The following is a 21,092-nucleotide window of genomic DNA, read 5'->3' as shown; positions in this document are numbered from 1 at the left end:
GAGTTGAAGATGTCCACCGAAAACCTGCTGAAAACCCCGCTGCACGCCCTGCACCTGCAACTCGGTGCGCGCATGGTGCCGTTCGCCGGCTATGAAATGCCGGTGCAGTACCCACTGGGCGTCCTCAAGGAGCACCAGCACACCCGTGACCAGGCCGGGTTGTTCGATGTCTCGCACATGGGCCAGATCCGCCTGGTCGGCGCAGGCGCCGCCAAGGCCCTGGAAACCCTGGTGCCGGTGGATATCGTCGACCTGCCGGTGGGCATGCAGCGCTATGCGATGTTCACCAACGAAAACGGAGGCATCCTTGATGACCTGATGGTCGCCAACCTGGGTAACGACGAGCTGTTCCTGGTGGTCAATGCCGCCTGCAAGGAACAGGACCTGGCCCATCTGCGCACGCACCTGGGGCACCTGTGCGAGGTGCAGCCGCTGTTCGAGGAGCGCGCCCTGCTCGCCCTGCAAGGCCCGGCCGCCGTTACCGTGCTGGCCCGCCTGGCACCGGAAGTAACCCGGATGACCTTCATGCAGTTCGCGCCACTGCGCCTGCTGGGGGTCGACTGCTACGTCAGCCGCTCCGGCTACACCGGTGAAGACGGCTTCGAGATTTCCGTGCCGGCAGCCAGTGCCGAAAGCCTGGCCCGCAGCCTGCTGGCCGAGACCGAAGTCGAGGCCATCGGCCTCGGCGCCCGCGATTCGCTGCGCCTGGAAGCCGGCCTGTGCCTCTACGGCCACGACATGAATGAACAGACCACGCCGGTGGAGGCCAGCCTGCTCTGGGCCGTGTCCAAGGCCCGGCGTGCCGATGGCGCACGCGCTGGCGGCTTCCCCGGTGCCGCCCAGGTCTTCGCCCAGCAGCAACAAGGCGTACAACGCAAGCGTGTCGGCCTGCTACCGCAGGAGCGCACCCCGGTGCGGGAGGGCGCGGAAATCGTCGATGAAGCCGGCACGGTGATCGGCAGCGTGTGCAGCGGTGGTTTCGGCCCGACCCTCGGCGCACCGCTGGCCATGGGCTACCTGGATGCCGCCCACTGCGCTCTGGACAGCCAGGTCTGGGCGATCGTACGAGGCAAGCGCATCCCGCTGAAAGTCAGCAAAATGCCGTTTGTCGCACAACGTTACTATCGTGGTTGATACCAACAGTAACAACTAACGGTAATGAAACTGTGCACTGGTTTGTAACGTGTCCGCCACAAACCAGTGCATATATTCACAAGTGAACTTGGCTTATAACAGTCGAACACAAGTGAATGCCTGAATGTCCGGGATGTCCCCGCCAGAGCCCGCGAAAACTGCGGCAAACGGCCTCAAACCGCGGGCTGGACGGGGGCTTGTTTTTTCTCCCACAGTTGGCGTAGAGTTTCCCTACTGTGTTTGCATGGGTCGCTTGGAATCGTGACCTGGGCAGTAGCTCTAAGTTTCGCTACAACCCGTTCGACGTCTCTTACTTTCCTGCAACCCAGCCCAGTACTCTTTCAGGTGAAAGGGACTGTCATTAATTTTTAGCGTCAAAGGAAATAAGAAATGTCCACACGTCAGAGCGGCACCGTCAAGTGGTTTAACGACGAGAAAGGTTTTGGTTTTATCACTCCTGAGAGCGGTCCGGATCTGTTCGTCCACTTCCGCGCCATCCAGGGCAGCGGCTTCAAGAGCCTGAAAGAAGGCCAGAAAGTGACCTTCGTTGCCGTGCAAGGCCAGAAAGGCATGCAAGCTGACGAAGTCATCGCAGAGAACTGAGTTCAGTTTTCATCGCATGCAAAGCCCCTGATGGTGACATCAGGGGCTTTTTTTTGTTTGCGGTTTTGTGCATCAGCCCCCGAAGGTCTGGTTTTATGGGGGGAGCTTCGTAAAATGGACTTTTCCTCGAGAGAACACCCCATGACGAAGCACGTACTAAGCCCGCAGGGGGACTTCCCTGCCGCAGGCCTGGGCCGCCGCCTGGCAGCGATGTTCTATGACGCCCTGCTGTGCACGGCACTGCTGATGGTGACCGGCTTCATCTACAAGGGGGCCCAGGCGGCAATCATCGGCGAGCCACGCCTCAGGGTCCTGCAGGACTCCGGGGCCCTGGATGGTGACCCACTGTTTTCGACCGTGATGCTCTTCATGCTGTTCGGCTTCTTCGCCAAGTTCTGGACCTACAAGGGCCAGACCCTGGGCATGCAGGTCTGGGGCATTCGCGTACAGAACGCCGATGGCTCGGCCATCACCCTCTGGCAGGCCCTGCTGCGCTTTCTCATCGCCATCCCCTCCATGCTCTTCGCCGGCCTGGGTTTCCTCTGGGTGCTGCTGGACAAGCAGAAGCGCAGCTGGCACGACATCTACTCCGATAGCCAGTTGGTACGCATTCCCAAACGGCGCTGAGGCTTTCCAGCCGCCCATGAAAAAGCCCGCCTCATCTTGAGGCGGGCTTTTTTACATCAAGGCGTTAGCCGATTGCGTTACTCGGCCAGCTTGAAGGTGATGAAGCTCGCACGTCCCTGACGCAGGACACGCATCGACACCGAACGATTCTTCGGCAGGGCCTTGGCGATCTCGGTGAACTGCTTGGCATCGGTGATCGCCTGGTTGTTCAGGTGGGTGATCACGTCGCCTGGCTGCAAGCCGATCAGCGCCGCCGGACCATCCTGGACTTCCTTGATGACCACGCCGCCCTTGACTAGGTCGTTGGCCTTCTTCTGCTCATCGCTCAGGTCGGCAACGGAAACACCCAGGCGATTGCTGCTGCGCTCGGCACCGGCCGACTTGCCGCTGTCCATTTCCTTGCCTTCGTCCGGGATCGCCCCGACGGTCAGCTCGATGGTCTTGCGCTGGCCTTCACGAACCACTTCCAGCTTGGCCTTCTCGCCCGCCTTCAGTGCACCGACCAGGTGCGGCAGATCCGCCGACATCTCGATCGGCTGGCCGTTCATGCTCAGGATCACGTCACCGACCTGCAGGCCACCCTTGGCAGCCGGACCATCATCCTGCACCTGGGCAACCAGGGCACCGGCCGGCTTGTCCAGGCCGAACGACTCGGCCAGGTCCTTGTTGACCTCCTGGATCACCACGCCCAGCCAGCCACGGCTGACCTTGCCACCGGCCTTGAGCTGGTTGGAAACGTCCATCGCGACATCGATCGGGATGGCGAAGGACACGCCCATGAAGCCGCCGGAACGGGTGTAGATCTGCGAGTTGATACCGACCACTTCACCATTGAGGTTGAACAGCGGGCCACCGGAGTTACCCGGGTTGATCGGTACGTCGGTCTGGATGAACGGGACATAGTTCTCGTTCGGCAGGCTGCGACCCACGGCACTGACGATACCCTGGGTCACGGTGTGGTCGAAACCGAACGGCGAGCCGATGGCGACCACCCACTGGCCAGGCTTCAGGTCCTTGGACTTGCCGAGCTTGAGAGTCGGCAGGTTCTTCCCGTCGATTTTCAGCAGGGCCACGTCGGAACGTGGGTCGGTACCGACCAGCTTGGCCTTGAGCTCACTGCGGTCAGCCAGGCGCACGAGAATCTCGTCGGCGTCGGCGACCACGTGGTTGTTGGTCAGGATATAGCCGTCATTGGAGATGATGAACCCCGACCCCAGCGACTGCGCCTCACGCTGCCGACCGCCGCCGCCACCTTTCGGGCCGCGCGGTTGCGGAAAACCACGGAAGAACTGCTGGATCTCCGGAGGCAGGCCCTCGAGCCCCTGGATATCCGAAACCTTGCGGTCCGGCAGCTTCTGGGTGGTACTGATGTTCACCACCGCTGGCGAAGCCTGTTCCACCAACTGGGTGAAATCGGGCAGCTCCGCGGCCTGGGCCGCCACCGCCTGCCCGAGTAGCAGGACGGTGGCGAATATGGACAGATAGGATTTCAAGCTTGGTATCGACATACGGCTCCCGTGAATAACGAGCATGGTTAAGCGACAGGTACCATAAAACCCAAAGACGATTAAGCCTGGATTACGGACCGGAAATAACAAACAAGGCCAGGGCCGCATGGGCCCTGACCTATTGGAAAACTCAGGTTTATCTGTAGGAAGAAAAGATCACCAGACATGGCGGCATCTCGATCCCGCTGCCAGGCAGCGTCCAGGTGAAGGCATGATCGAGTCGACAGGCGTCATGCTTCAGTCTCTCACTGCCTGGCCGCCTGGACTTCCCCGGCGCGCATCGACAGGGCGATGCGCTCGGCAGTACCGATGGGGATCTCCCCGACCACCGTGACCATGATTTCCCCACCCGGGGTGGTCAGGCGACGGGAGACCGCAACGGTAGGCCCCAGCTGGGTGCGGGTATCGGCGATGCTGGCGCCGTTGAGCGGCTCGAGGAACACCGAGAAACGCGCCAGGCCATCGTCATACATCAGGCTGCTGACCTGGGTTTTGGTCTGTGCATCGGTACGCGCCGAGCTGCTCACCAGCTCGAAGCCCGGTGGCAGCCAATCGGAATGCCATTGCTGGGCAACCTTGCTCGCCTGGGTCTGCGCCTGGCTGCTGGCCTGGAGTACCGGCTTGCACTCGGATCCACCCTGCAACTGGCTGTCCTGGGGGGCGTCGGTGGTGTTGAGCTCGGTGAACTGGAAGCGTTCGAGCAACTGGCCTTTTTCGTTGATCAGCAACGACTTCAGCGGCAAGCCGGTCTGGCGGTCCAGATGCAGCTCGAAACCGTAGCGGTGCTGATCACGGGGCGTCAGGGAGACGATTACCGCGGCACGACCGGCGACGCGGGACTTGCCCACGACGGCGATATCGTACCAGGTCTTGAGTTTCTGTGGATCAAGTGCGCGGGCATGGGCATCGGGCGACTCGCCGAGCCCCGCGACCAACGCGCCGCTGACACACTCGGTGTGCCCATCGACGCGTACCACTTCTTGTGCCGAACCATCGAGCTGGAGCAGGCGTTCGCGAACCTGACCGTTCTGGACCAGATGCCAGATACTGTGGGTCGAGAAACTGCCATTGCGTTCGTAGACGAAGGTGCCCTGGAAGCTTTGCTGTTGCTCGGCTTGCCCAAGACGGTTCAACCAGTCCTGGGCTTCGTCGGCCTGGGCGGTGAGAGCGAATCCACCGGCCAGGGCAAGCGTTAGAAGAGGTAGTGCGCGCATGATCCTCCTTACTTGGCGGTTTCCAGGCTGGCGGCACGAGCGTAGGGCAGCGCGCTCTCGGTACCTTTCAAGGCAGCTTGCTGGGCATGCTGGCGCAGGTAGCCTGGCAGGCGCTGATCCCAGCCGGTCTGACCCTGTTGCAGTACACCGTTGGCCATCGGCCCGGTAGGCTCGGAGCCTTCAGTATAGCCGGCCAATACCGCCGGGCCCTTCGCTGTTGGCGCGGCCAGGCCAGGCTGGTTCGACTGCTGGGCCAGCTGGGCGCCAGCAATGTCATCCTGGTTGTAGAAACGCACGCCGGCCAGTACCGCCATGGTCACCGAAGCGGCCACGGCCAGGCGGCCGAGGGTGCGCCACGGGCCACGGGAGCTCTTGGCTGGCACGTCTTCGCCGGCCAGCGCCGCCGAGACAGCCGAAGCGATATCCAGGCGCGGGTCCAACAGATCCTTGTGCATCACCGCCCGGGCGACCTGATAACGCGACCAGGTGGCACGAGTGTCGGCATCATCGAGAGCATTGAGCACTCGACGCAATTCCAGTTCGTCCGCTTCGTTATCCATCACCGCGGACAGCGATTCCTGCAGGGCTTCACGACTCATGACGGTTCCTCTCTTGGCTGTCGCCGCTGTCTCAGGTTTCCTGCAACAACGGTTGCAGGGCTTTGTCGATGGCCTCCCGAGCGCGGAAAATCCGGGAGCGCACGGTGCCCACCGGACATTGCATGACTGCCGCAATGTCCTCATAACTCAGACCGTCGAATTCACGTAAAGTTAACGCTGTACGCAAATCTTCCGGCAGTTGCTGGATGGTTCGATGGACAGTGCCTTCGATTTCATCCCGGAGCAACGCACGCTCCGGCGATTCGAGATCCTTGAGGCCATGATCGCCATCGTAGAACTCGGCATCTTCGGAACTGACATCACTGTCTGGAGGCCTGCGACCGCGGGACACCAGATAGTTCTTCGCCGTGTTGATGGCGATGCGGTACAGCCAGGTATAAAACGCACTGTCACCGCGAAAATTCCCCAGGGCACGGTAGGCCTTGATAAACGCTTCCTGTGCAACATCCTGGGCTTCATGGGTGTCGTGCACGAACCGCACGATCAACCCGAGAATTTTGTGCTGGTATTTCAGCACGAGCAGATCAAACGCCCGCCTGTCGCCGCGTTGCACGCGCTCGACCAGCTGCTGATCCTCTTCCTGGGTTAGCATGAACGCTCCTCATAGGACTTGAAGGAGGTTGCCATTGCTAATCGATCAGGCTTGCAAACATAGACTCGGACTGTCGGCAAAAGTTCTCCCCCTTCAAGCAAGTTTCCTGCGGTCCGCCAAAGGGACCCACACGAAAAACGCAGTACGGCCCTGGCCGGCTGCGTGAATGATCTTAGTCGTCGAATCCGCTGGCGCATCCCTTGGTCAGGCTGCGCAGACAACCGACGCTGTCCCCTTCTTTCTGGCACCTGCCTATGGAGCCCGGGGCTTTTTAAAAGTTCCCGGATACCGTAGTAAGTAATAGCATTGTGCCCTGCAATTGGGCAAAGGCGCCGTGAGTCTGGTTATAGCCGGAAAATCATCGTCTTACCGTGCAAAAGCGCATGCATGACGACCCAGAGTGGCGCACACTTCCCGCCCGCAGTAGTTTCACAATGCCACGAAGGCCCGGCTATTGTGCCGATCCCCCCCAGCAGTTACCAGTGGGCCGTGTGGCAAGTTCCGAGCCCTGGCTTGCCCGGGCCCAACGCACCGTTCACCCGGTGCTTTTTTTCGGATTGATTGAGATGAGCCAACATTTTCAACACGATGTGCTGGTGATTGGCAGCGGCGCCGCCGGGCTGAGCCTGGCCCTGACCCTGCCGGGCCATCTGCGCATCGCCGTGCTGAGCAAGGGCGACCTGGCCAACGGTTCGACCTTCTGGGCCCAGGGAGGGGTCGCGGCGGTACTGGATGATGCCGACACGGTGCAATCGCATGTCGAGGACACCCTCAACGCCGGTGGTGGCCTGTGTCACGAGGACGCGGTCCGTTTTACCGTCGAGCACAGCCGCGAGGCCATCCAGTGGCTGATCGACCAGGGCGTGCCCTTTACCCGCGACGAAAACGCGAAGGTCGACGACGGCGGCTTCGAGTTCCACCTGACCCGCGAAGGCGGCCACAGCCATCGGCGCATCATTCATGCCGCCGATGCCACAGGGGCGGCGATCTTCAGGACCCTGCTGGAACAGGCCCGGCAGCGCCCGAACATCGAGCTGCTGGAACAGCGCGTGGCCGTCGACCTGATCACCGAGAAACGCCTGGGCCTGGAAGGTGAGCGCTGCCTGGGGGCCTACGTACTCGATCGCGGCACCGGCGAGGTCGATACCTACGGCGCGCGCTTCACCATCCTCGCCTCGGGTGGCGCAGCCAAGGTCTACCTCTATACCAGCAACCCCGACGGCGCCTGCGGCGATGGTATCGCCATGGCCTGGCGCTCGGGCTGCCGGGTGGCGAACCTGGAGTTCAACCAGTTCCACCCGACCTGCCTGTATCACCCACAGGCCAAGAGTTTCCTGATCACCGAGGCCCTGCGCGGCGAAGGCGCCCACCTCAAGCTGCCCAATGGCGAGCGCTTCATGTCGCGCTTCGACCCACGTGAGGAGCTGGCGCCACGGGACATCGTCGCCCGTGCCATCGACCACGAGATGAAGCGCCTGGGCATCGACTGCGTCTACCTGGACATCAGCCACAAGCCCGAAGCCTTCATCAAGACGCACTTCCCGACGGTGTACGAACGCTGCCTGGAATTCTCCATCGACATCACTCGCCAGCCGATCCCGGTGGTACCCGCGGCGCACTACACCTGCGGCGGCATCCTCGTCGACCAGCAGGGCCGCACCGATGTCCCCGGCCTTTATGCAATCGGCGAAACCAGCTTCACCGGCCTGCATGGCGCCAACCGCATGGCCAGCAACTCGCTGCTCGAGTGTTTCGTCTATGCCCGCTCGGCCGCCGCCGACATCCTCCGGCAGTTGCCGGACGTCGCCCAGCCGGCAGCCCTGCCGAGCTGGGACGCGAGCCAGGTGACCGACTCCGACGAAGACGTGATCATCGCCCACAACTGGGACGAGCTGCGGCGCTTCATGTGGGACTACGTGGGTATCGTGCGCACCAACAAGCGCCTGCAGCGGGCCCAGCACCGGGTGCGCCTGCTACTGGACGAGATCGACGAGTTCTACAGCAACTACAAGGTCAGTCGCGACCTGATCGAGCTGCGCAACCTGGCCCAGGTGGCCGAGTTGATGATCCGCTCGGCCATGGAGCGCAAGGAAAGCCGGGGCCTGCACTACACCCTCGACTACCCGGGCCTGCTGCCCGAGGCCCTGGACACTATCCTGGTGCCGCCCACCTACGCCGGCTGAACTTGAGCCGCACGCGCAGGCGCCGATGCAGATCGTGCGCCAGCGCGTCACGGGGCACGCAAATCGAACGAGGCCACCACTCGCCCTCGAGCCGAAAGCGCAGCAGCACCAGCCAGGGCAACGCCAGGCTGTCACGGCGCAACCGTACCGGCTGCCAGCCACCCGCCCGGCTCCACAGCTGCCAGCCGTGTTCGTCCCGGCGCAGACCGATAAAAGCCGATGAATGGTTCAGCAGGATCTGTCGCGGCACGACCCAGGCGGCATGCAGCAGGCACGCCAGGGCACCGGACAGGCTTGCCCAGAGCGGAATGTCCAGCAGGAACAATGACAATAACGCAAGGCCCAGGGCCCCGAGATAGGCCGCCAGCAACCGCCGTGAGGGCTGCCAGCGACATTCGAAGCGACTACTTGGGCTGAACACGGTCCAGGATCATGCGCACCATGCGCTGCAGCTCCGGATCCGACGACTCGGAGCGCTCCATGAACCAGCCGAACATGTCCTGGTCCTCGCACTCGAGCAGATTGCGATAGCACTCGCGGTCGGCCTCGTTCAGGTGCGGGTACACCTCCTTGACGAATGGGACCAGCAGCACGTCCAGCTCCAGCATGCCGCGGCGGCTGTGCCAGTAGAGGCGATTGAGTTCTACATCTTCGACCATGGAACACTCCTCGAATTTGGCCGCAAGTATACAGGCCTGATCGGCATCGCACAGTCGGCTTTGGTCGGTAGCGACCGGCGCTCGGTGAACTATCCATTTCCAGGGCGCCCCTCTATGATGTGTGCCAGACCTTTTCATGCTGCGAAGACTCATGGCCGATTCCGCTTTTTTCTGCACCCTTTCCCACGAGGGCGTTCTCGCTGTCCGCGGCGCCGACGCCAGCAAGTTCCTGCAAGGCCAATTGACCTGCAACCTCAATTACCTCAGTGATACCCACGCCAGCCTCGGCGCCCGCTGCACCCAGAAAGGCCGCATGCAGTCGAGTTTCCGCATCCTGCTCGAAGGCGACGGGGTACTGCTGGCCATGGCCAGCGAGCTGCTGGAGCCGCAACTGGCGGACCTGAAGAAGTACGCGGTGTTCTCCAAGTCCAAGCTCACCGACGAAAGCGCTGGCTGGGTCCGCTTCGGCCTCGGCGATGCCGATGCCGTCCTGGCCGGCCTCGGCCTGGCACTGCCCGACGAGAGCGACAGCATGGTTCGCGCCAATGGCCTGATCGCCGTGCGCGTCTCGCCCGGGCGCAGCGAGCTGTGGGTCCCGGCCGAGCAGGCCGAGACACTGCGTGCGCAACTGGTCAGCCAACTGCGCGAAGCCGAACTCAATACCTGGCTGCTCGGCCAGGTTCGTGCCGGTATCGGCCAGGTCATGCCGCAGACCCGCGAACTGTTCATCCCGCAGATGCTCAACCTGCAGGCGGTCGGTGGCGTCAGCTTCAAGAAGGGCTGCTACACCGGCCAGGAAATCGTCGCGCGCATGCAGTACCTGGGCAAGCTCAAGCGTCGCCTGTACCGCCTGGCGCTGGACGGCGGGCAACTGCCTGAACCCGGCCAGGAACTGTTCTCGCCGTCCCACAACAGCTCGATCGGCGAAGTGGTGATCGCTGCCAGGACCGCCGACGGCATCGAGCTGCTGGCCGTCCTGCAGGCCGAAGCCGCCGAAGAAGGCACTGTCCACCTGGGTGACCTGCAAGGTCCCGTCCTGACATTGCTGGATCTGCCCTATCAACTGGACCGCGATCGCGAAATCCAGCGCTGATCACGCCGCCGTAGAGAGCACGAATGAACAAGCTGGCGGAAAAGGTCCAACGCGACCTGATAACGGCCATCGATAACGATGACCTGGTCCTGCCCACGCTGCCGGAGGTCGCCCTGAAGATTCGCGAGGCGGCCGAGGATCCGGAAATCAGCGTCAGTACCCTGAGCAAGGTGATCGGTGTCGATACCGCGCTGTCGGCGCGCCTGATCAAGGTGGTCAACAGCCCATTGCTGCGGGCCAGCCACGAAGTGACCGACCTGTACACCGCCATCACCCGGCTGGGGGTGAACTACAGCAGCAACCTGGCGATCGGCCTGGTGATGGAGCAGATCTTCCACGCCCGCTCCGAGGTGGTGGAGCAGAAGATGCGCGAGGTCTGGCGCAAGAGCCTGGAGATTGCCGGGATCTGCTACGTGTTGTGCCGCGACTTCACCCAGCTCAAGCCGGACCAGGCGGCCCTTGGCGGGCTCGTGCACCAGATCGGCGTGCTACCGATCCTGACCTATGCCGAGGATCACTACGAACTGCTCGCCGACCCGCTGAGCCTGGACCACGTGATCGACAGCATCCACCCGATCCTCGGCGACAAGCTGCTACGGGTGTGGGACTTCCCCGAGCGGCTGGTCAAGTTGCCGGGCCAATACCTGGACCTGGCTCGAGACAGCGCGACCGTCGACTACGTCGACCTGGTACAGATCGCCACGGTGTTCTGCCAGCAGGGAACGGCGCACGCGCTTGCCCATGTCGACCCGACCAGCCTGCCGGCGTTCCGAAAACTGGGCTTGGACCCGAAGAGCGAGGCCTGGGTCGAAAAGCTCAATGATGCGCGAATGATGCTCAACTAGAGAATCCGTGGATTCCGTTCGCAGATGAATCCGGCTTCCACACGGAGGAGCCGATGCGGCGCCCCCCTGCACGGTCCCTGACTAACCGGCGATGAAACTCACCCGCACCTTCAGCCCGCGCTGCTCGCCGTCATGCAGGCTGATCTGCGCCAGGTGTGCGCGACAGATCTCGCCGACGATCGCCAGGCCCAGCCCCGAGCCCACGCCCTGCTGGTTACGCCGGTAGAAACGCTCGAACACCCGGTCACGCTCCTCCAGCGGAATACCCGGTCCGTCGTCCTCCACCTCCAGTACCGCCGGCGCGCTGACCCGCAGGATCACATTGCCGCCGGCCGGAGTATGGGCCAGGGCGTTGTCCACCAGATTGCTGAGCAATTCATTGAGCAGGGTCGGCTCCCCGCGCAACCACACCGGTTCGTCCGCCTCCAGCGCCAGGGCCACGCCCCGGGCATGCGCCAGCGGCGCCATCGCCATGCCCAGCTCCCGGGCCAGTTGGCTCAGGTCAAGCAACTGCGCACCGCCCTCGGCAATCGCCCGCGCACCGTTCTCCACACGGGCCATCGACAGCAACTGGTTGGCCAGGTGGGTCAACCGATCGGTGCCCTGGGCCGCCGTTTCCAGGGTGCTGCGCCAGGTGCCCGCATCCGAGGCCCGCAGCCCCAGCTCCAGCCGCGCCTTGAGGGCTGCCAGGGGCGTGCGCAGTTCATGCGCGGCATCGGCGATGAATTGCTCCTGGCGTTCGAACTGCCGTCGCAGGCGCTCGGTGAAATGGTTGAGCGCGCGGACCAGCGGCCACAGTTCACGCTGTACCTGCACCAGCGGCAGGGGCCGCAGGTCATCCGACTGACGCTCCTCCACGGCATCGCGCAAGCGCTCCAGCGGGCGCAACGCGGCACTCACGGCGAACCACACCAGCAGCAGCGCACCCACCGCCAGCATACCCAGGCGCAGCAACGTATCGGCCATCAGGCTGCGGGCCATGTTGACCCGTGCCTCGTCGGTCTCGGCCACGCGGATTTCCGCCATGCCGTTCATGTTCGGTTCGCTGACCGCCTTGAGCAGGCTCACCACCCGTACCGGCTGCCCGCGGTACTGGGCGTCGTAGAACCGCGCCAGGGCTGGATAGTCATCGGTCCGAGGCGTGCCGGGCGGCGGCGGTGGCAGGTTCTCGTAGCCGGAAATCAGCTGCTGGTGGATGTCGTTGACCTGGTAGTAGATCCGCCCGGCGCTGTCGTAGGCGAAAGTGTCGAGCGCGACGTACGGCACATCGGCGCTGAGGGTGCCGTCACGTTGCGACAGGCCGGCGGCGATGGTGCGGGCCGAGGCCAGCAGGGTTCGGTCGTAGGCGGTATCGGCGGCCTCGCGACCATTCCAGTAGGCACTCCAGCCACTGGCGAGCATCAGCACCACCAGCAGCAGCGCGAGGTTCCACAGCAGGCGCCAGCGCAGGCTGCCGGGCTTATGCATCACGGGCTTCCAGCAGATAACCAAGGCCACGGAAGGTCACGATGGCCACCGCATGCCCGTCGAGCTTCTTGCGCAGGCGATGCACGTAGATCTCGATGGCGTCGGCACTGGCTTCCTCGTCCAGGCCAAACACCTGGGAAGCCAATTGTTCCTTGCTCATCACCCGTCCCGGGCGGGCGACCAGGGCCTCGAGCACCGCCTGCTCGCGAGAGGTCAGGGTCAGCAACTGATCGCCGAGGGTGAAGCGCCGGGTATCCAGGTCGTACACCAGCGCGCCGCAGCGCTGTTGCCGTTCGCCGCCCAGCACGCTGCGGCGCAACAGGGCCTTGACCCGCGCCTCCAACTCCGTGAGTTCGAAGGGTTTGGCCAGGTAGTCGTCAGCGCCCAGATTCAGCCCATGGACCCGATCCTTCACGTCACTGCGGGCCGTCAGCATCAGGACCGGAAGGTTCTTGCCGCGGGTGCGCAAGCGCGCCAGCACCTCGAAACCATCCATGCGCGGCAGGCCCACATCAAGGATCGCCACGGCGTAGTCCTCGCTGGCCAGGGCCAGGTCCGCGGCCACCCCGTCATGCAGCACGTCCACGGTCAAACCCGTACTCTTGAGCGCCTGGGCGACACTTTCGGCCAACTGCAGATGATCTTCGACCAAGAGTACACGCATGAATTTTCCACCTCTGAGTGGGGCGGCCAAACGCCCTTTCGAGCAGGGAGTTTACCCAATAAACACCGCGCCGCTAGCCGGCCAGGCCCATGTTTCTCGGGCCTTGGAGCCTGAAAGGTTGGTGAAAGGTTCGCTCGCTACAGTCTCTTCACGGACAGTTCCGCCCAGCGCATCGAGCGCCTGGCGACTGCCGGCAAAACGGCAATGCCCCGAAAACGCCACGATGCGTTTTCGTGAAGAACAAGAACAATAACGGAGTCCGACACGATGCTGCCTCTACAGCCTCAGGCTTTCCCGCCTGCCCGTTTTTTCGTTCCCCCGCACCTGACCGACCTCTCGAGCCCCGCCGACGAGCGCGCACGCCTGCTCGCCTGCCCATGCCCCAGCCGCGTGGCCACCGAACACCCATAACAACAACTCCCCTGGAGAGAACAATGGATCTGTCATTACGTAAACTCGCCCTCGCCGCCAGCCTCGCCCTGCTGGCCGGCCAGTCCTTCGCCGCCGAGCCCAAGCGCCCGGAGTGCATCGCCCCGGCCTCGCCCGGTGGCGGTTTCGACCTGACCTGCAAGCTGGCGCAAAGCGCCCTGGTCAACGAGAAAGTGCTGAGCAAGCCGATGCGCGTCACCTACATGCCAGGCGGCGTCGGCGCCGTGGCCTACAACGCCGTGGTGGCCCAGCGTCCGGCCGATGCCGGTACCCTGGTGGCCTGGTCCAGCGGTTCGCTGCTGAACCTGGCCCAGGGCAAGTTCGGCCGCTTCGATGAGAGCGCGGTGCGCTGGCTGGCCGCCGTCGGCACCAGCTATGGGGCCATCGCGGTGAAGAGCGACTCGCCGTACAAGAGCCTCGATGATCTGGTCAAGGCATTGAAGAAGGACCCGGGCAGCGTGGTGATCGGTTCCGGCGGCACTGTCGGCAGCCAGGACTGGATGCAGACCGCGCTGATCGCCAAGGCGGCTGGCATCAACCCGCGCGACCTGCGCTACGTGGCCCTCGAGGGCGGCGGCGAAATCGCCACGGCCTTGCTCGGCGGGCATATCCAGGTCGGCAGCACCGACATCTCCGACTCCATGCCCCACATCCTCAGCGGCGACATGCGCCTGCTCGCGGTGTTCTCCGAACAGCGCCTGGACGAGCCGGAAATGAAGAACATTCCCACCGCCCGCGAACAGGGCTACGACATCGTCTGGCCGGTGGTGCGCGGTTTCTACCTCGGGCCGAAGGTCAGCGACGAGGACTACGCCTGGTGGAAAGCCTCGTTCGACAAGCTGCTGGCCTCCGAAGAATTCGCCAAGCTGCGCGACCAGCGTGAGCTGTTCCCTTTCGCCATGACCGGCCCGGAGCTGGACAGCTACGTGAAGAAGCAGGTCGCCGACTACAAGGTACTGGCCAAGGAATTCGGCCTGATCCAGTAACCCCTGCCCTCTAAGCCGAGGCCACGCATCCCGTGCGACGGGGGCGTGGCCCAGGAGTCGCTCATGCTCTTGCAACGCATCTTCGCCTTCGCGCTGCTGCTGGCCTGTGCTGGCCTGGCGCTGATGGCCTGGCCCTATCAGGCCGCCTTCTCCTACGAACCAGTGGGACCACGCGCCTATCCGCTGCTGATGCTCGGCCTGATGGGCCTGGCCCTGCTGTACATGCTGTTTCGTCCGGCACCGCTCAAGCACAGCGAGGACGAACCGCCACTGGACCGCGAAACCCTGACCAAGATCGCCCTCTGCACCGGCCTGCTGCTGGTCTTCGCCGGCACCTTCGAACCGCTGGGCTTCATCCTCAGCAGCATCCTCGTCGGCATTCCGATGGCACGCCTGTACGGCGGCCGCTGGTTGCCCAGCACAGTGATCATCAGCCTGATGAGCGTCGGTCTCTACCTGCTGTTCGACAAGGCCATGGATGTACCGCTGCCCCTCGGACTGCTCGACGTACTGGAGAACTGACATGGATACTTTCAGCTACCTGGGCCAGGGCTTCGGCGTCGCGCTCAGCCCCTACAACCTGGTCACCGCCCTCAGTGGCACCCTGATCGGCACCATCGTCGGCCTGCTGCCGGGGCTCGGTCCGATCAACGGCGTCGCACTGCTGATCCCGATCGCCTTCGCCCTCGGCCTGCCGCCGGAGTCGGCGCTGATCCTGCTGGCGGCGGTCTACCTGGGCTGCGAGTACGGCGGGCGGATCAGCTCGATCCTGCTCAACATCCCCGGTGAAGCCTCCACCGTGATGACCACCCTCGACGGCTACCCGATGGCCCGCCAGGGCCTGGCCGGCGTCGCCCTGTCGCTGTCGGCCTGGAGTTCGTTCATCGGCGCCCTCATTGCCACCTGCGGCATGGTGCTGTTCGCCCCGCTGCTGGCGAAATGGGCGATCGCCTTTGGCCCGGCCGAGTACTTCGTGCTGATGGTGTTCGCCATCGTCTGCCTTGGCGGCATGGCCGGCGACCGTCCGCTGAAGACCTTCATCGCCGCGTTGATCGGGTTGTTCCTGTCGAGTGTCGGCATCGATGCCAACAGCGGCGTGTACCGTTTCACCGGCGATAACGTGCACCTGACCGACGGCATCCAGTTCGTCGTGCTGGTGCTGGGCCTGTTCTCCATCAGCGAGATCCTGCTGTTGCTGGAGAAGACCCATCACGGCCAGGAAGCGGTGAAGGCCACCGGGCGGATGATGTTCAACCTCAAGGAAGCGGCCTCGGTGTTCGTGGTCAACCTCCGTTGCGGCCTGCTCGGTTTCATCATGGGCGTGCTGCCCGGTGCCGGCGCGACCCTGGCCAGCGCCGTGAGCTACATGGCCGAGAAACGCATCGCCGGCAACAGCGGCAAGTTCGGCCAGGGTGACAAGCGTGGCCTGGCAGCGCCGGAAACCGCCATCGGCGCTTCGGCCTGCGGCGCACTGGTGCCGATGCTGACCCTTGGGGTACCCGGTTCGGGCACCACCGCCGTGATGATCGGCGCATTGACGCTGTACAACATCACCCCCGGCCCGCTGCTGTTCGAACAGCAACCGGACATCGTCTGGGGCCTGATCGCCTCGCTGTTCATCGCCAACGTCATGCTGGTGATCCTCAACATTCCGATGATCCGCATCTTCACCCGCATCCTCTCGGTGCCGAACTGGGCGCTGGTGCCGGTGATCGCGATCATTACCGCGATCGGTGTCTACGCGGTGCACGCCACCACCTTCGACCTGTTCCTGATGATCGGCATCGGCATCTTCGGCTACATCCTGCGCAAGCTCGACTTCCCGCTGTCGCCGGTGCTGCTGGGTTTCATCCTCGGCGGGTTGATGGAGTCGAACCTGCGCCGGGCGCTGTCGATTTCCAACGGCGCGCTGGAGATCCTCTGGGCCAGCCCGATCAGCATCGGGGTCTGGGTGCTGACCGTGATCATGCTGTTGATGCCGCTGCTGCGTATCTGGCGCAAGCGCTCCACCCAGCGTCGCGAGCTGGCCGATGCCTGAAGGCGCTTTTCGCCGTTGGTGGGGAACGCCGCTGGTCGGCCTGGCTGGCGGCTACCTCGCCAGCCAGGTCGGTTGGCCGCTGCCGTGGATGGTCGGTTCGCTGCTGGCGATCATCCTGGTGCGCTGCCTGACGCCCTGGCAGCTCGCGGAGATTCCCGGCGGACGCAAGACCGGCCAGTGGGTGGTCGGCATCGGCATCGGCCTGCACTTCACCCCCCTGGTGATGGAGCAGGTGCTCTCGCATTTCGGCCTGATCCTGTTCGGCGCACTGGTCACCAGCCTGTCCAGCGTACTCGGTGTGTGGTTGCTGCGGCGCACCGGCGAGGACCGCGCCACGGCGTTCTTTTCCAGCATGCCGGGCGGCTCCGGGGAGATGGTCAACCTCGGCGCGCGCAACGGCGCGGTGCTCAGCCGGGTCGCGGCCGGGCAGAGCCTGCGGGTGCTGGTGGTGGTGCTGTGCGTGCCGGCGGCGTTCAAGTATCTGCTGGGCGAAGGTGTGCCGATCAACGGTTCGAGCATCGTCGACTGGCGCTGGCTGGTCCTGCTGTTTCCCCTCGGCGCCCTGCTCGCCTGGCTCTGGCAACGCCTGCGCCAGCCCAACCCGTGGCTGTTCGGCCCACTGCTGGTGAGCGCAACGCTCAGTATCGCCTGCGACCTGCATATCGGCCTGCCGAACGGTGCCAGCCAGATCGGCCAATGGCTGATCGGCAGTGGCCTGGGCTGTCATTTCAATCGCGAGTTCTTCCGCCGGGCGCCATCGTTCATGGGCCGTACCCTGGTCGGTACGGCGTTGACCATGCTGGTCGCCAGCCTGTCGGCCTGGGCCCTGAGCGCGCTGACCCAACTCGACCTGCGCTCGCTGACCCTGGGCATGATGCCCGGCGGCATCGCGGAAATGAGCCTGACCGCCGAGACCCTGCAATTGTCGGTACCGCTGGTGACCGCCATGCAGGTGATGCGCCTGCTGTTCGTGCTGTTCATGGCCGAGCCGCTGTTCCGTCGCTGGAACGCAGCGGCCTGAAACGATTGCGCCCCGATGCCGGGGCGTCATTCAAGCTAGAGCGGTGGCAGGGCCCACTCGATCGGTGCCAGGCCGTTCTGCTCGAGGAACTTGTTGGTCCGGCTGAAATGCCCGCAACCAAGGAAGCCGCGATAGGCCGACAACGGCGAGGGGTGTACCGACTTCAGCACCAGGTGCTTGGTCGAGTCGATCAGTTTCTGCTTGCCCTGGGCATGGGCGCCCCACAGCAGGAATACCAGTTTGTCCTGGCGCTCGCTCACCACCTCGATGATCCGATCAGTGAAGAACTGCCAGCCGCGATTGGCATGGGAGGCGGCATTGCCACGCTCGACGGTCATGGTGGTGTTGAGCAGCAACACGCCCTGCTCGGCCCAACTCTGCAGGTAACCGTGGTTGGGGATGTCGATGTTCAGGTCGCGCTGCAGTTCCTTGTAGATGTTCACCAACGACGGTGGCGTCGGCACCCCTGGCTGTACCGAGAAGCACAGGCCATGGGCCTGGCCGGGGCCGTGGTACGGGTCCTGGCCGAGGATGACCACCTTGACCTGGTCCAGCGGCGTGCTGTTCAGTGCATTGAAGATCAGCGGGCCTGGCGGATAGATCTGCTTGCCGGCAGCATGCTCCTGGCGCAGGAACTCACGGAGCTCGGCCATGTAGGGTTTGTCGAATTCATCCCGCAGCGCCTGCTTCCAGCTGGGCTCGAGTTTGATACGGTCGTCGTCGGTCATGGCGGGGTCCGGAAATCACAATGGGGCGGACACTAGGGATGCCTACCACGCTTGTCAATTGATCCGACGCATTACCGGCAGTTTCCCACACAGGGATCATACTGAGGACTCAACCCGCAGTCAGAGGTCGCGATGAATCTGCTCTTCGAAGAACTCATCGGCAGCCACGGTGCACGCATCGGCATCGCCAGCCTGGATGCCGAACAGACCCTCAACGCACTGTCCCTGCCGATGATCAACGCCCTGCATGAACGGCTCGACGCCTGGGCCAGGGATCCTCACATCGCCTGCGTGCTGTTGCGCGGCCATGGCGCCAAGGCCTTCTGCGCCGGTGGAGAAGTCCGCAGCCTGGCCGAGGCCTGTCGCGCCCACCCCGGGAAAGTGCCGACGTTGGCCGCGGACTTCTTCGCGGCGGAATATCGTCTCGACTATGCCTTGCACACCTACCCCAAGCCGCTGGTCTGCTGGGGCCACGGTTACGTGCTGGGCGGTGGCATGGGCCTGCTGCAAGGCGCCAGCATCCGCATCGTCACCCCCGGTAGCCAGCTGGCAATGCCGGAAATCGGCATCGGCCTGTATCCGGATGTGGGCGGCAGCTGGTTCCTGTCCCGCCTACCCGGCAAGCTGGGATTGTTCCTCGGCATGACCGGCGCCCGGATGAACGCCCGGGATGCCGTTGACCTCGGGCTGGCCGACCGCATCCTGCGTGATGACCAGCAAGACGAACTGATCGACGGCCTGGTGCAACTCAACTGGCAGGAACATCCGCAGCTGCAACTCAACAGCCTGCTCAAGGCGCTGGAGCACCAGGCACGCGAACAGCGCCCGGCCGCGCAGTGGATGCCACGCCGGGAACGGATCGACGCCTTGCTGGACGTCGCCGATGTCGGCTGCGCCTGGAAGGCGCTGGTCCAGCACGCCGAGGATGCCGACGACCTGCTGGCCCGGGCGGCGAAGCACCTCAGGGATGGCTGCCCGTTGACCGCCCACCTGGTCTGGGAACAGATCGTCCGGGCACGCCACCTGTCGCTGGCCGAGGTGTTCCAGATGGAGTACACGCTGAGCCTGAACTGCTGCCGCCACCCGGAGTTCAGCGAAGGCGTGCGCGCCCGGCTGATCGACAAGGACCAGCAACCACGCTGGCACTGGCCGCAAATCACGGCCGTGCCGCGGGCGGTGGTCGAGGCGCACTTCCACAAGGCCTGGGAAGGGCGGCATCCGCTGGCGGATCTCTCGGACTACTGAGGGAGCGGCCGATTCGGCAAGCTAGTGCCCGCGCCCGTGTCCATGCCCGCGCCCATCGTGGTCGCCACGTCCGCCACCATGATCGCCCCACCCCTGGTAGGGGTGTCCCCAGCCGCGGTTCGGATAAGGCCGTGGCGGCGGGGCATAGTAGCGCGGTGCCGAGTAGTAGCGCGGCTGTGGCGCGTAGTAGCGGGGTTGCGGCGCGTAGTAATAGTCTCGCCGGTAGTAGGACCCCCCGCCATAGTAGACCGGAGCCGGTGACGTATAGACGTCGGAACTGTAGTAGCCCGTCCCACCATCGTAGTAGGGCGCGCACGCGGAAAGAGTCAGAACCAGACTTGCCGTGAGAAGAAGTCGAAGATGCATGGCGGCCTCCCGGACCGCGAAGAAGCCATACCAGCGACGCTGGTCGGCATACGTCGAAAGGGACGTCGACGCATACTTCTAGGACCGTGAAACCTGCATGAAGTGCCGTTTACGTAATATTTAGAAACAGCCTTTCAGGGGTGAGCAGAGCTCGTCTGTTCGCCTCCTCCCAGCAGAAGCGCGGCGTGTCGGCTCCTGCTGGGAGAGGCAAATCCGGGCTGCACTTCAGGGACGCGCGTTGAGCTGCTGCTGCAGGTTCTGGATCTGGCTCTGCAGCGTATTGATGTTGCGCGTGACCTGGCCACGGAAGGCATCGAACTCTGCCGTGCTGGCGCCCTGGCCACCCGCGGCCTGGCGATTGTCCTGCTCGCTCTTGAGCACGATCATGTCCTGCTCCAGGCGCTCCAGGGCCGCACTCGGATTGCCCTGTTTCTTCAACGCGGCGATATCGGCGGCATGGCTTTTGAGCTCGGCATCGACCTTGCCGCTGTCCGACTGGGCCGTCTTCAGTGCCGCCAGGTCGTTGCCCAGGCTCTTGAGCTGCGCCTGCAACTGGCTGTTGGCTGTCTGCAGGTCTGCGGTCTGTGCATTCATCTTTTGCAGGCGCTGTTCCAGCCCGGTCTGCTGACCGGCTACCCCCTGCTGCTGGCGATCCTGCTCCTGCAACTTGCCCTCGAGCTGGCGAACCTGCAGCTTCAGCGCCTCGTTGTCACTGTTGGCGCTCGACTCGGTGGACGCGACCTTGCCGGAGATCACTTGCAGGCGTCCCGCCGCTTCCTCGCTGATACGCGCAAAGCTCTCCTGGGTCGCCACCAGTTGCTGCTCCATCAGCGAGATTTGCTGGAAGCTCCACCAGGCCAGTCCGGCGAAGGCGAAGAACAGCGCGCCCACCAGTGCCCACAAGGGACCGGTGCTCGCCCCCTTGACCTTGACCACCGGAGTGCTGCGCGAGGCGACACGGGTGCGCTCGCGGGCCGCCGGGGTGGTTGGAAAATCATCGTCATCGCCCACGTCGGCACGCAGGCTGGGGACATCATCGAAATCGTCGTTGGCATCGTTACGCATGAAAG

22 protein-coding genes are annotated in these 21,092 nt (G+C 63.9%); 11 read left to right on the top strand and 11 right to left on the bottom strand.

The genetic code is table 11. The annotated features are described in order from the left end of the window. Window positions 1-9 precede the first annotated feature (9 nt). From gcvT to HU752_RS07230, 3 genes are all read left to right on the top strand, one after another. A complete protein-coding gene (gcvT, locus tag HU752_RS07240) occupies window positions 10-1,134 on the top strand; it encodes a glycine cleavage system aminomethyltransferase GcvT (protein ID WP_186682015.1) in 1,125 nt (374 codons plus the stop codon). A gap of 390 nt (window positions 1,135-1,524) precedes the next feature. Then, a complete protein-coding gene (locus tag HU752_RS07235) occupies window positions 1,525-1,737 on the top strand; it encodes a cold-shock protein (RefSeq protein ID WP_064301650.1) in 213 nt (70 codons plus the stop codon). A gap of 141 nt (window positions 1,738-1,878) precedes the next feature. Then, window positions 1,879-2,364 (top strand): RDD family protein, encoded by a 486-nt coding sequence (locus HU752_RS07230; protein ID WP_186682017.1) that lies wholly within the window; start codon window positions 1,879-1,881, stop codon window positions 2,362-2,364. Between the two features lie 77 nt (window positions 2,365-2,441). On the opposite strand, the gene HU752_RS07225 is transcribed toward HU752_RS07230, so the two are convergent. From HU752_RS07225 to rpoE, 4 genes are all read right to left on the bottom strand, one after another. Beyond that, a complete protein-coding gene (locus HU752_RS07225; RefSeq protein WP_416773437.1) occupies window positions 2,442-3,866 on the bottom strand; it encodes a DegQ family serine endoprotease in 1,425 nt (474 codons plus the stop codon). A 251-nt stretch (window positions 3,867-4,117) separates the two neighbouring features. Then, window positions 4,118-5,086, bottom strand: coding sequence for a MucB/RseB C-terminal domain-containing protein (locus HU752_RS07220; protein WP_186682019.1), 969 nt, complete (start codon window positions 5,084-5,086; stop codon window positions 4,118-4,120). Between the two features lie 8 nt (window positions 5,087-5,094). After that, window positions 5,095-5,685 carry a sigma-E factor negative regulatory protein gene (locus HU752_RS07215; RefSeq protein ID WP_186682021.1) on the bottom strand — a complete coding sequence of 197 codons (591 nt, stop codon included), beginning with the start codon at window positions 5,683-5,685 and terminating at the stop codon, window positions 5,095-5,097. 31 nt (window positions 5,686-5,716) lie between these two features. Continuing rightward, the gene (rpoE, locus tag HU752_RS07210) at window positions 5,717-6,298 is read right to left on the bottom strand and encodes an RNA polymerase sigma factor RpoE/AlgU (RefSeq protein ID WP_010452874.1); all 582 of its coding nucleotides are present in this window, start codon (window positions 6,296-6,298) and stop codon (window positions 5,717-5,719) included. Between the two features lie 566 nt (window positions 6,299-6,864). On the opposite strand from rpoE, the gene nadB reads away from it, so the two are divergent. Further along, a complete protein-coding gene (gene nadB, locus HU752_RS07205) occupies window positions 6,865-8,481 on the top strand; it encodes an L-aspartate oxidase (RefSeq protein ID WP_186682023.1) in 1,617 nt (538 codons plus the stop codon). On the opposite strand, the gene HU752_RS07200 is transcribed toward nadB, so the two are convergent. Together HU752_RS07200 and HU752_RS07195 are read right to left on the bottom strand one after the other, a co-directional pair. Then, window positions 8,450-8,902 carry a protein YgfX gene (locus tag HU752_RS07200; RefSeq protein WP_186682025.1) on the bottom strand — a complete coding sequence of 151 codons (453 nt, stop codon included), beginning with the start codon at window positions 8,900-8,902 and terminating at the stop codon, window positions 8,450-8,452. The two genes, nadB and HU752_RS07200, sit on opposite strands and share 32 nt — an antisense overlap. Further along, the gene (locus HU752_RS07195; protein ID WP_186682027.1) at window positions 8,886-9,140 is read right to left on the bottom strand and encodes an FAD assembly factor SdhE; all 255 of its coding nucleotides are present in this window, start codon (window positions 9,138-9,140) and stop codon (window positions 8,886-8,888) included. Before HU752_RS07195 ends, HU752_RS07200 begins: the two co-directional genes overlap by 17 nt. Before the next feature lie 151 nt (window positions 9,141-9,291). Here HU752_RS07195 and ygfZ point away from each other — a divergent pair, with 151 nt between their 5' ends. Both ygfZ and HU752_RS07185 read left to right on the top strand, forming a co-directional pair. Further along, window positions 9,292-10,233: a CAF17-like 4Fe-4S cluster assembly/insertion protein YgfZ gene (gene ygfZ, locus HU752_RS07190; RefSeq protein ID WP_186682029.1), complete on the top strand. Its 942-nt coding sequence runs from the start codon at window positions 9,292-9,294 to the stop codon at window positions 10,231-10,233. A gap of 23 nt (window positions 10,234-10,256) precedes the next feature. After that, complete coding sequence (locus tag HU752_RS07185; RefSeq protein ID WP_186682031.1) at window positions 10,257-11,078, top strand: HDOD domain-containing protein; 822 nt, start codon at window positions 10,257-10,259, stop codon at window positions 11,076-11,078. An 81-nt stretch (window positions 11,079-11,159) separates the two neighbouring features. Here the strand turns inward: HU752_RS07185 and HU752_RS07180 are convergent, their stop codons facing one another. Next, on the bottom strand, window positions 11,160-12,545 hold the full coding sequence (locus HU752_RS07180; RefSeq protein WP_186682033.1) for a sensor histidine kinase: 1,386 nt from the start codon (window positions 12,543-12,545) through the stop codon (window positions 11,160-11,162). Further along, complete coding sequence (locus HU752_RS07175) at window positions 12,538-13,209, bottom strand: response regulator (protein ID WP_186682035.1); 672 nt, start codon at window positions 13,207-13,209, stop codon at window positions 12,538-12,540. Before HU752_RS07175 ends, HU752_RS07180 begins: the two co-directional genes overlap by 8 nt. A gap of 434 nt (window positions 13,210-13,643) precedes the next feature. Between HU752_RS07175 and HU752_RS07170 the strand changes: the two genes are divergently transcribed. The 4 genes from HU752_RS07170 to HU752_RS07155 all read left to right on the top strand — a co-directional run bounded on the left by HU752_RS07170 (window position 13,644) and on the right by HU752_RS07155 (window position 17,683). Next, entirely contained in the window at window positions 13,644-14,624 is a 981-nt protein-coding gene (locus tag HU752_RS07170) for a Bug family tripartite tricarboxylate transporter substrate binding protein (RefSeq protein WP_186682037.1), read from the top strand. Between the two features lie 63 nt (window positions 14,625-14,687). Continuing rightward, a complete protein-coding gene (locus tag HU752_RS07165) occupies window positions 14,688-15,146 on the top strand; it encodes a tripartite tricarboxylate transporter TctB family protein (RefSeq protein ID WP_186682039.1) in 459 nt (152 codons plus the stop codon). A 1-nt stretch (window position 15,147) separates the two neighbouring features. After that, window positions 15,148-16,662, top strand: coding sequence for a tripartite tricarboxylate transporter permease (locus HU752_RS07160; RefSeq protein ID WP_186682041.1), 1,515 nt, complete (start codon window positions 15,148-15,150; stop codon window positions 16,660-16,662). Continuing rightward, complete coding sequence (locus HU752_RS07155; RefSeq protein ID WP_186682043.1) at window positions 16,655-17,683, top strand: AbrB family transcriptional regulator; 1,029 nt, start codon at window positions 16,655-16,657, stop codon at window positions 17,681-17,683. The genes HU752_RS07160 and HU752_RS07155 overlap by 8 nt, the downstream gene beginning before the upstream one ends. Before the next feature lie 35 nt (window positions 17,684-17,718). Here the strand turns inward: HU752_RS07155 and ung are convergent, their stop codons facing one another. Further along, window positions 17,719-18,411 (bottom strand): uracil-DNA glycosylase, encoded by a 693-nt coding sequence (ung, locus tag HU752_RS07150; protein ID WP_186682045.1) that lies wholly within the window; start codon window positions 18,409-18,411, stop codon window positions 17,719-17,721. Window positions 18,412-18,543: 132 nt separating this feature from the next. Between ung and dspII the strand changes: the two genes are divergently transcribed. Further along, window positions 18,544-19,656, top strand: coding sequence for an enoyl-CoA hydratase/isomerase DspII (gene dspII, locus HU752_RS07145; protein ID WP_186682047.1), 1,113 nt, complete (start codon window positions 18,544-18,546; stop codon window positions 19,654-19,656). Window positions 19,657-19,677: 21 nt separating this feature from the next. Here the strand turns inward: dspII and HU752_RS31685 are convergent, their stop codons facing one another. Further along, window positions 19,678-20,022, bottom strand: a complete 345-nt coding sequence (locus HU752_RS31685; protein WP_225920103.1) for a hypothetical protein — start codon at window positions 20,020-20,022, stop codon at window positions 19,678-19,680. A 225-nt stretch (window positions 20,023-20,247) separates the two neighbouring features. Beyond that, window positions 20,248-21,087, bottom strand: a complete 840-nt coding sequence (locus HU752_RS07140; protein ID WP_186682049.1) for an ATPase — start codon at window positions 21,085-21,087, stop codon at window positions 20,248-20,250. Window positions 21,088-21,092 lie beyond the last annotated feature (5 nt).

Origin of the sequence: Pseudomonas vanderleydeniana (assembly GCF_014268755.2) — a bacterium.
In the GTDB taxonomy this organism is placed as follows: domain Bacteria; phylum Pseudomonadota; class Gammaproteobacteria; order Pseudomonadales; family Pseudomonadaceae; genus Aquipseudomonas; species Aquipseudomonas vanderleydeniana.
The sequence above is the reverse complement of the archived record's forward strand: the minus strand, read 5'-3'. Positions and strand labels throughout refer to the sequence as shown.

Bases quoted from the DNA above. Each gene is read 5' to 3' on its own strand.
- gcvT (WP_186682015.1), top strand. From the start codon at position 10: ATGTCCACCGAAAACCTGCTGAAAACCCCGCTGCACGCCCTGCACCTG.
- HU752_RS07235 (WP_064301650.1), top strand. From the start codon at position 1,525: ATGTCCACACGTCAGAGCGGCACCGTCAAGTGGTTTAACGACGAGAAA.
- HU752_RS07230 (WP_186682017.1), top strand. From the start codon at position 1,879: ATGACGAAGCACGTACTAAGCCCGCAGGGGGACTTCCCTGCCGCAGGC.
- HU752_RS07220 (WP_186682019.1), bottom strand. From the start codon at position 5,086: ATGCGCGCACTACCTCTTCTAACGCTTGCCCTGGCCGGTGGATTCGCT.
- HU752_RS07215 (WP_186682021.1), bottom strand. From the start codon at position 5,685: ATGAGTCGTGAAGCCCTGCAGGAATCGCTGTCCGCGGTGATGGATAAC.
- rpoE (WP_010452874.1), bottom strand. From the start codon at position 6,298: ATGCTAACCCAGGAAGAGGATCAGCAGCTGGTCGAGCGCGTGCAACGC.
- nadB (WP_186682023.1), top strand. From the start codon at position 6,865: ATGAGCCAACATTTTCAACACGATGTGCTGGTGATTGGCAGCGGCGCC.
- HU752_RS07195 (WP_186682027.1), bottom strand. From the start codon at position 9,140: ATGGTCGAAGATGTAGAACTCAATCGCCTCTACTGGCACAGCCGCCGC.
- ygfZ (WP_186682029.1), top strand. From the start codon at position 9,292: ATGGCCGATTCCGCTTTTTTCTGCACCCTTTCCCACGAGGGCGTTCTC.
- HU752_RS07185 (WP_186682031.1), top strand. From the start codon at position 10,257: ATGAACAAGCTGGCGGAAAAGGTCCAACGCGACCTGATAACGGCCATC.
- HU752_RS07180 (WP_186682033.1), bottom strand. From the start codon at position 12,545: ATGCATAAGCCCGGCAGCCTGCGCTGGCGCCTGCTGTGGAACCTCGCG.
- HU752_RS07175 (WP_186682035.1), bottom strand. From the start codon at position 13,209: ATGCGTGTACTCTTGGTCGAAGATCATCTGCAGTTGGCCGAAAGTGTC.
- HU752_RS07170 (WP_186682037.1), top strand. From the start codon at position 13,644: ATGGATCTGTCATTACGTAAACTCGCCCTCGCCGCCAGCCTCGCCCTG.
- HU752_RS07165 (WP_186682039.1), top strand. From the start codon at position 14,688: ATGCTCTTGCAACGCATCTTCGCCTTCGCGCTGCTGCTGGCCTGTGCT.
- HU752_RS07160 (WP_186682041.1), top strand. From the start codon at position 15,148: ATGGATACTTTCAGCTACCTGGGCCAGGGCTTCGGCGTCGCGCTCAGC.
- HU752_RS07155 (WP_186682043.1), top strand. From the start codon at position 16,655: ATGCCTGAAGGCGCTTTTCGCCGTTGGTGGGGAACGCCGCTGGTCGGC.
- ung (WP_186682045.1), bottom strand. From the start codon at position 18,411: ATGACCGACGACGACCGTATCAAACTCGAGCCCAGCTGGAAGCAGGCG.
- dspII (WP_186682047.1), top strand. From the start codon at position 18,544: ATGAATCTGCTCTTCGAAGAACTCATCGGCAGCCACGGTGCACGCATC.
- HU752_RS31685 (WP_225920103.1), bottom strand. From the start codon at position 20,022: ATGCATCTTCGACTTCTTCTCACGGCAAGTCTGGTTCTGACTCTTTCC.
- HU752_RS07140 (WP_186682049.1), bottom strand. From the start codon at position 21,087: ATGCGTAACGATGCCAACGACGATTTCGATGATGTCCCCAGCCTGCGT.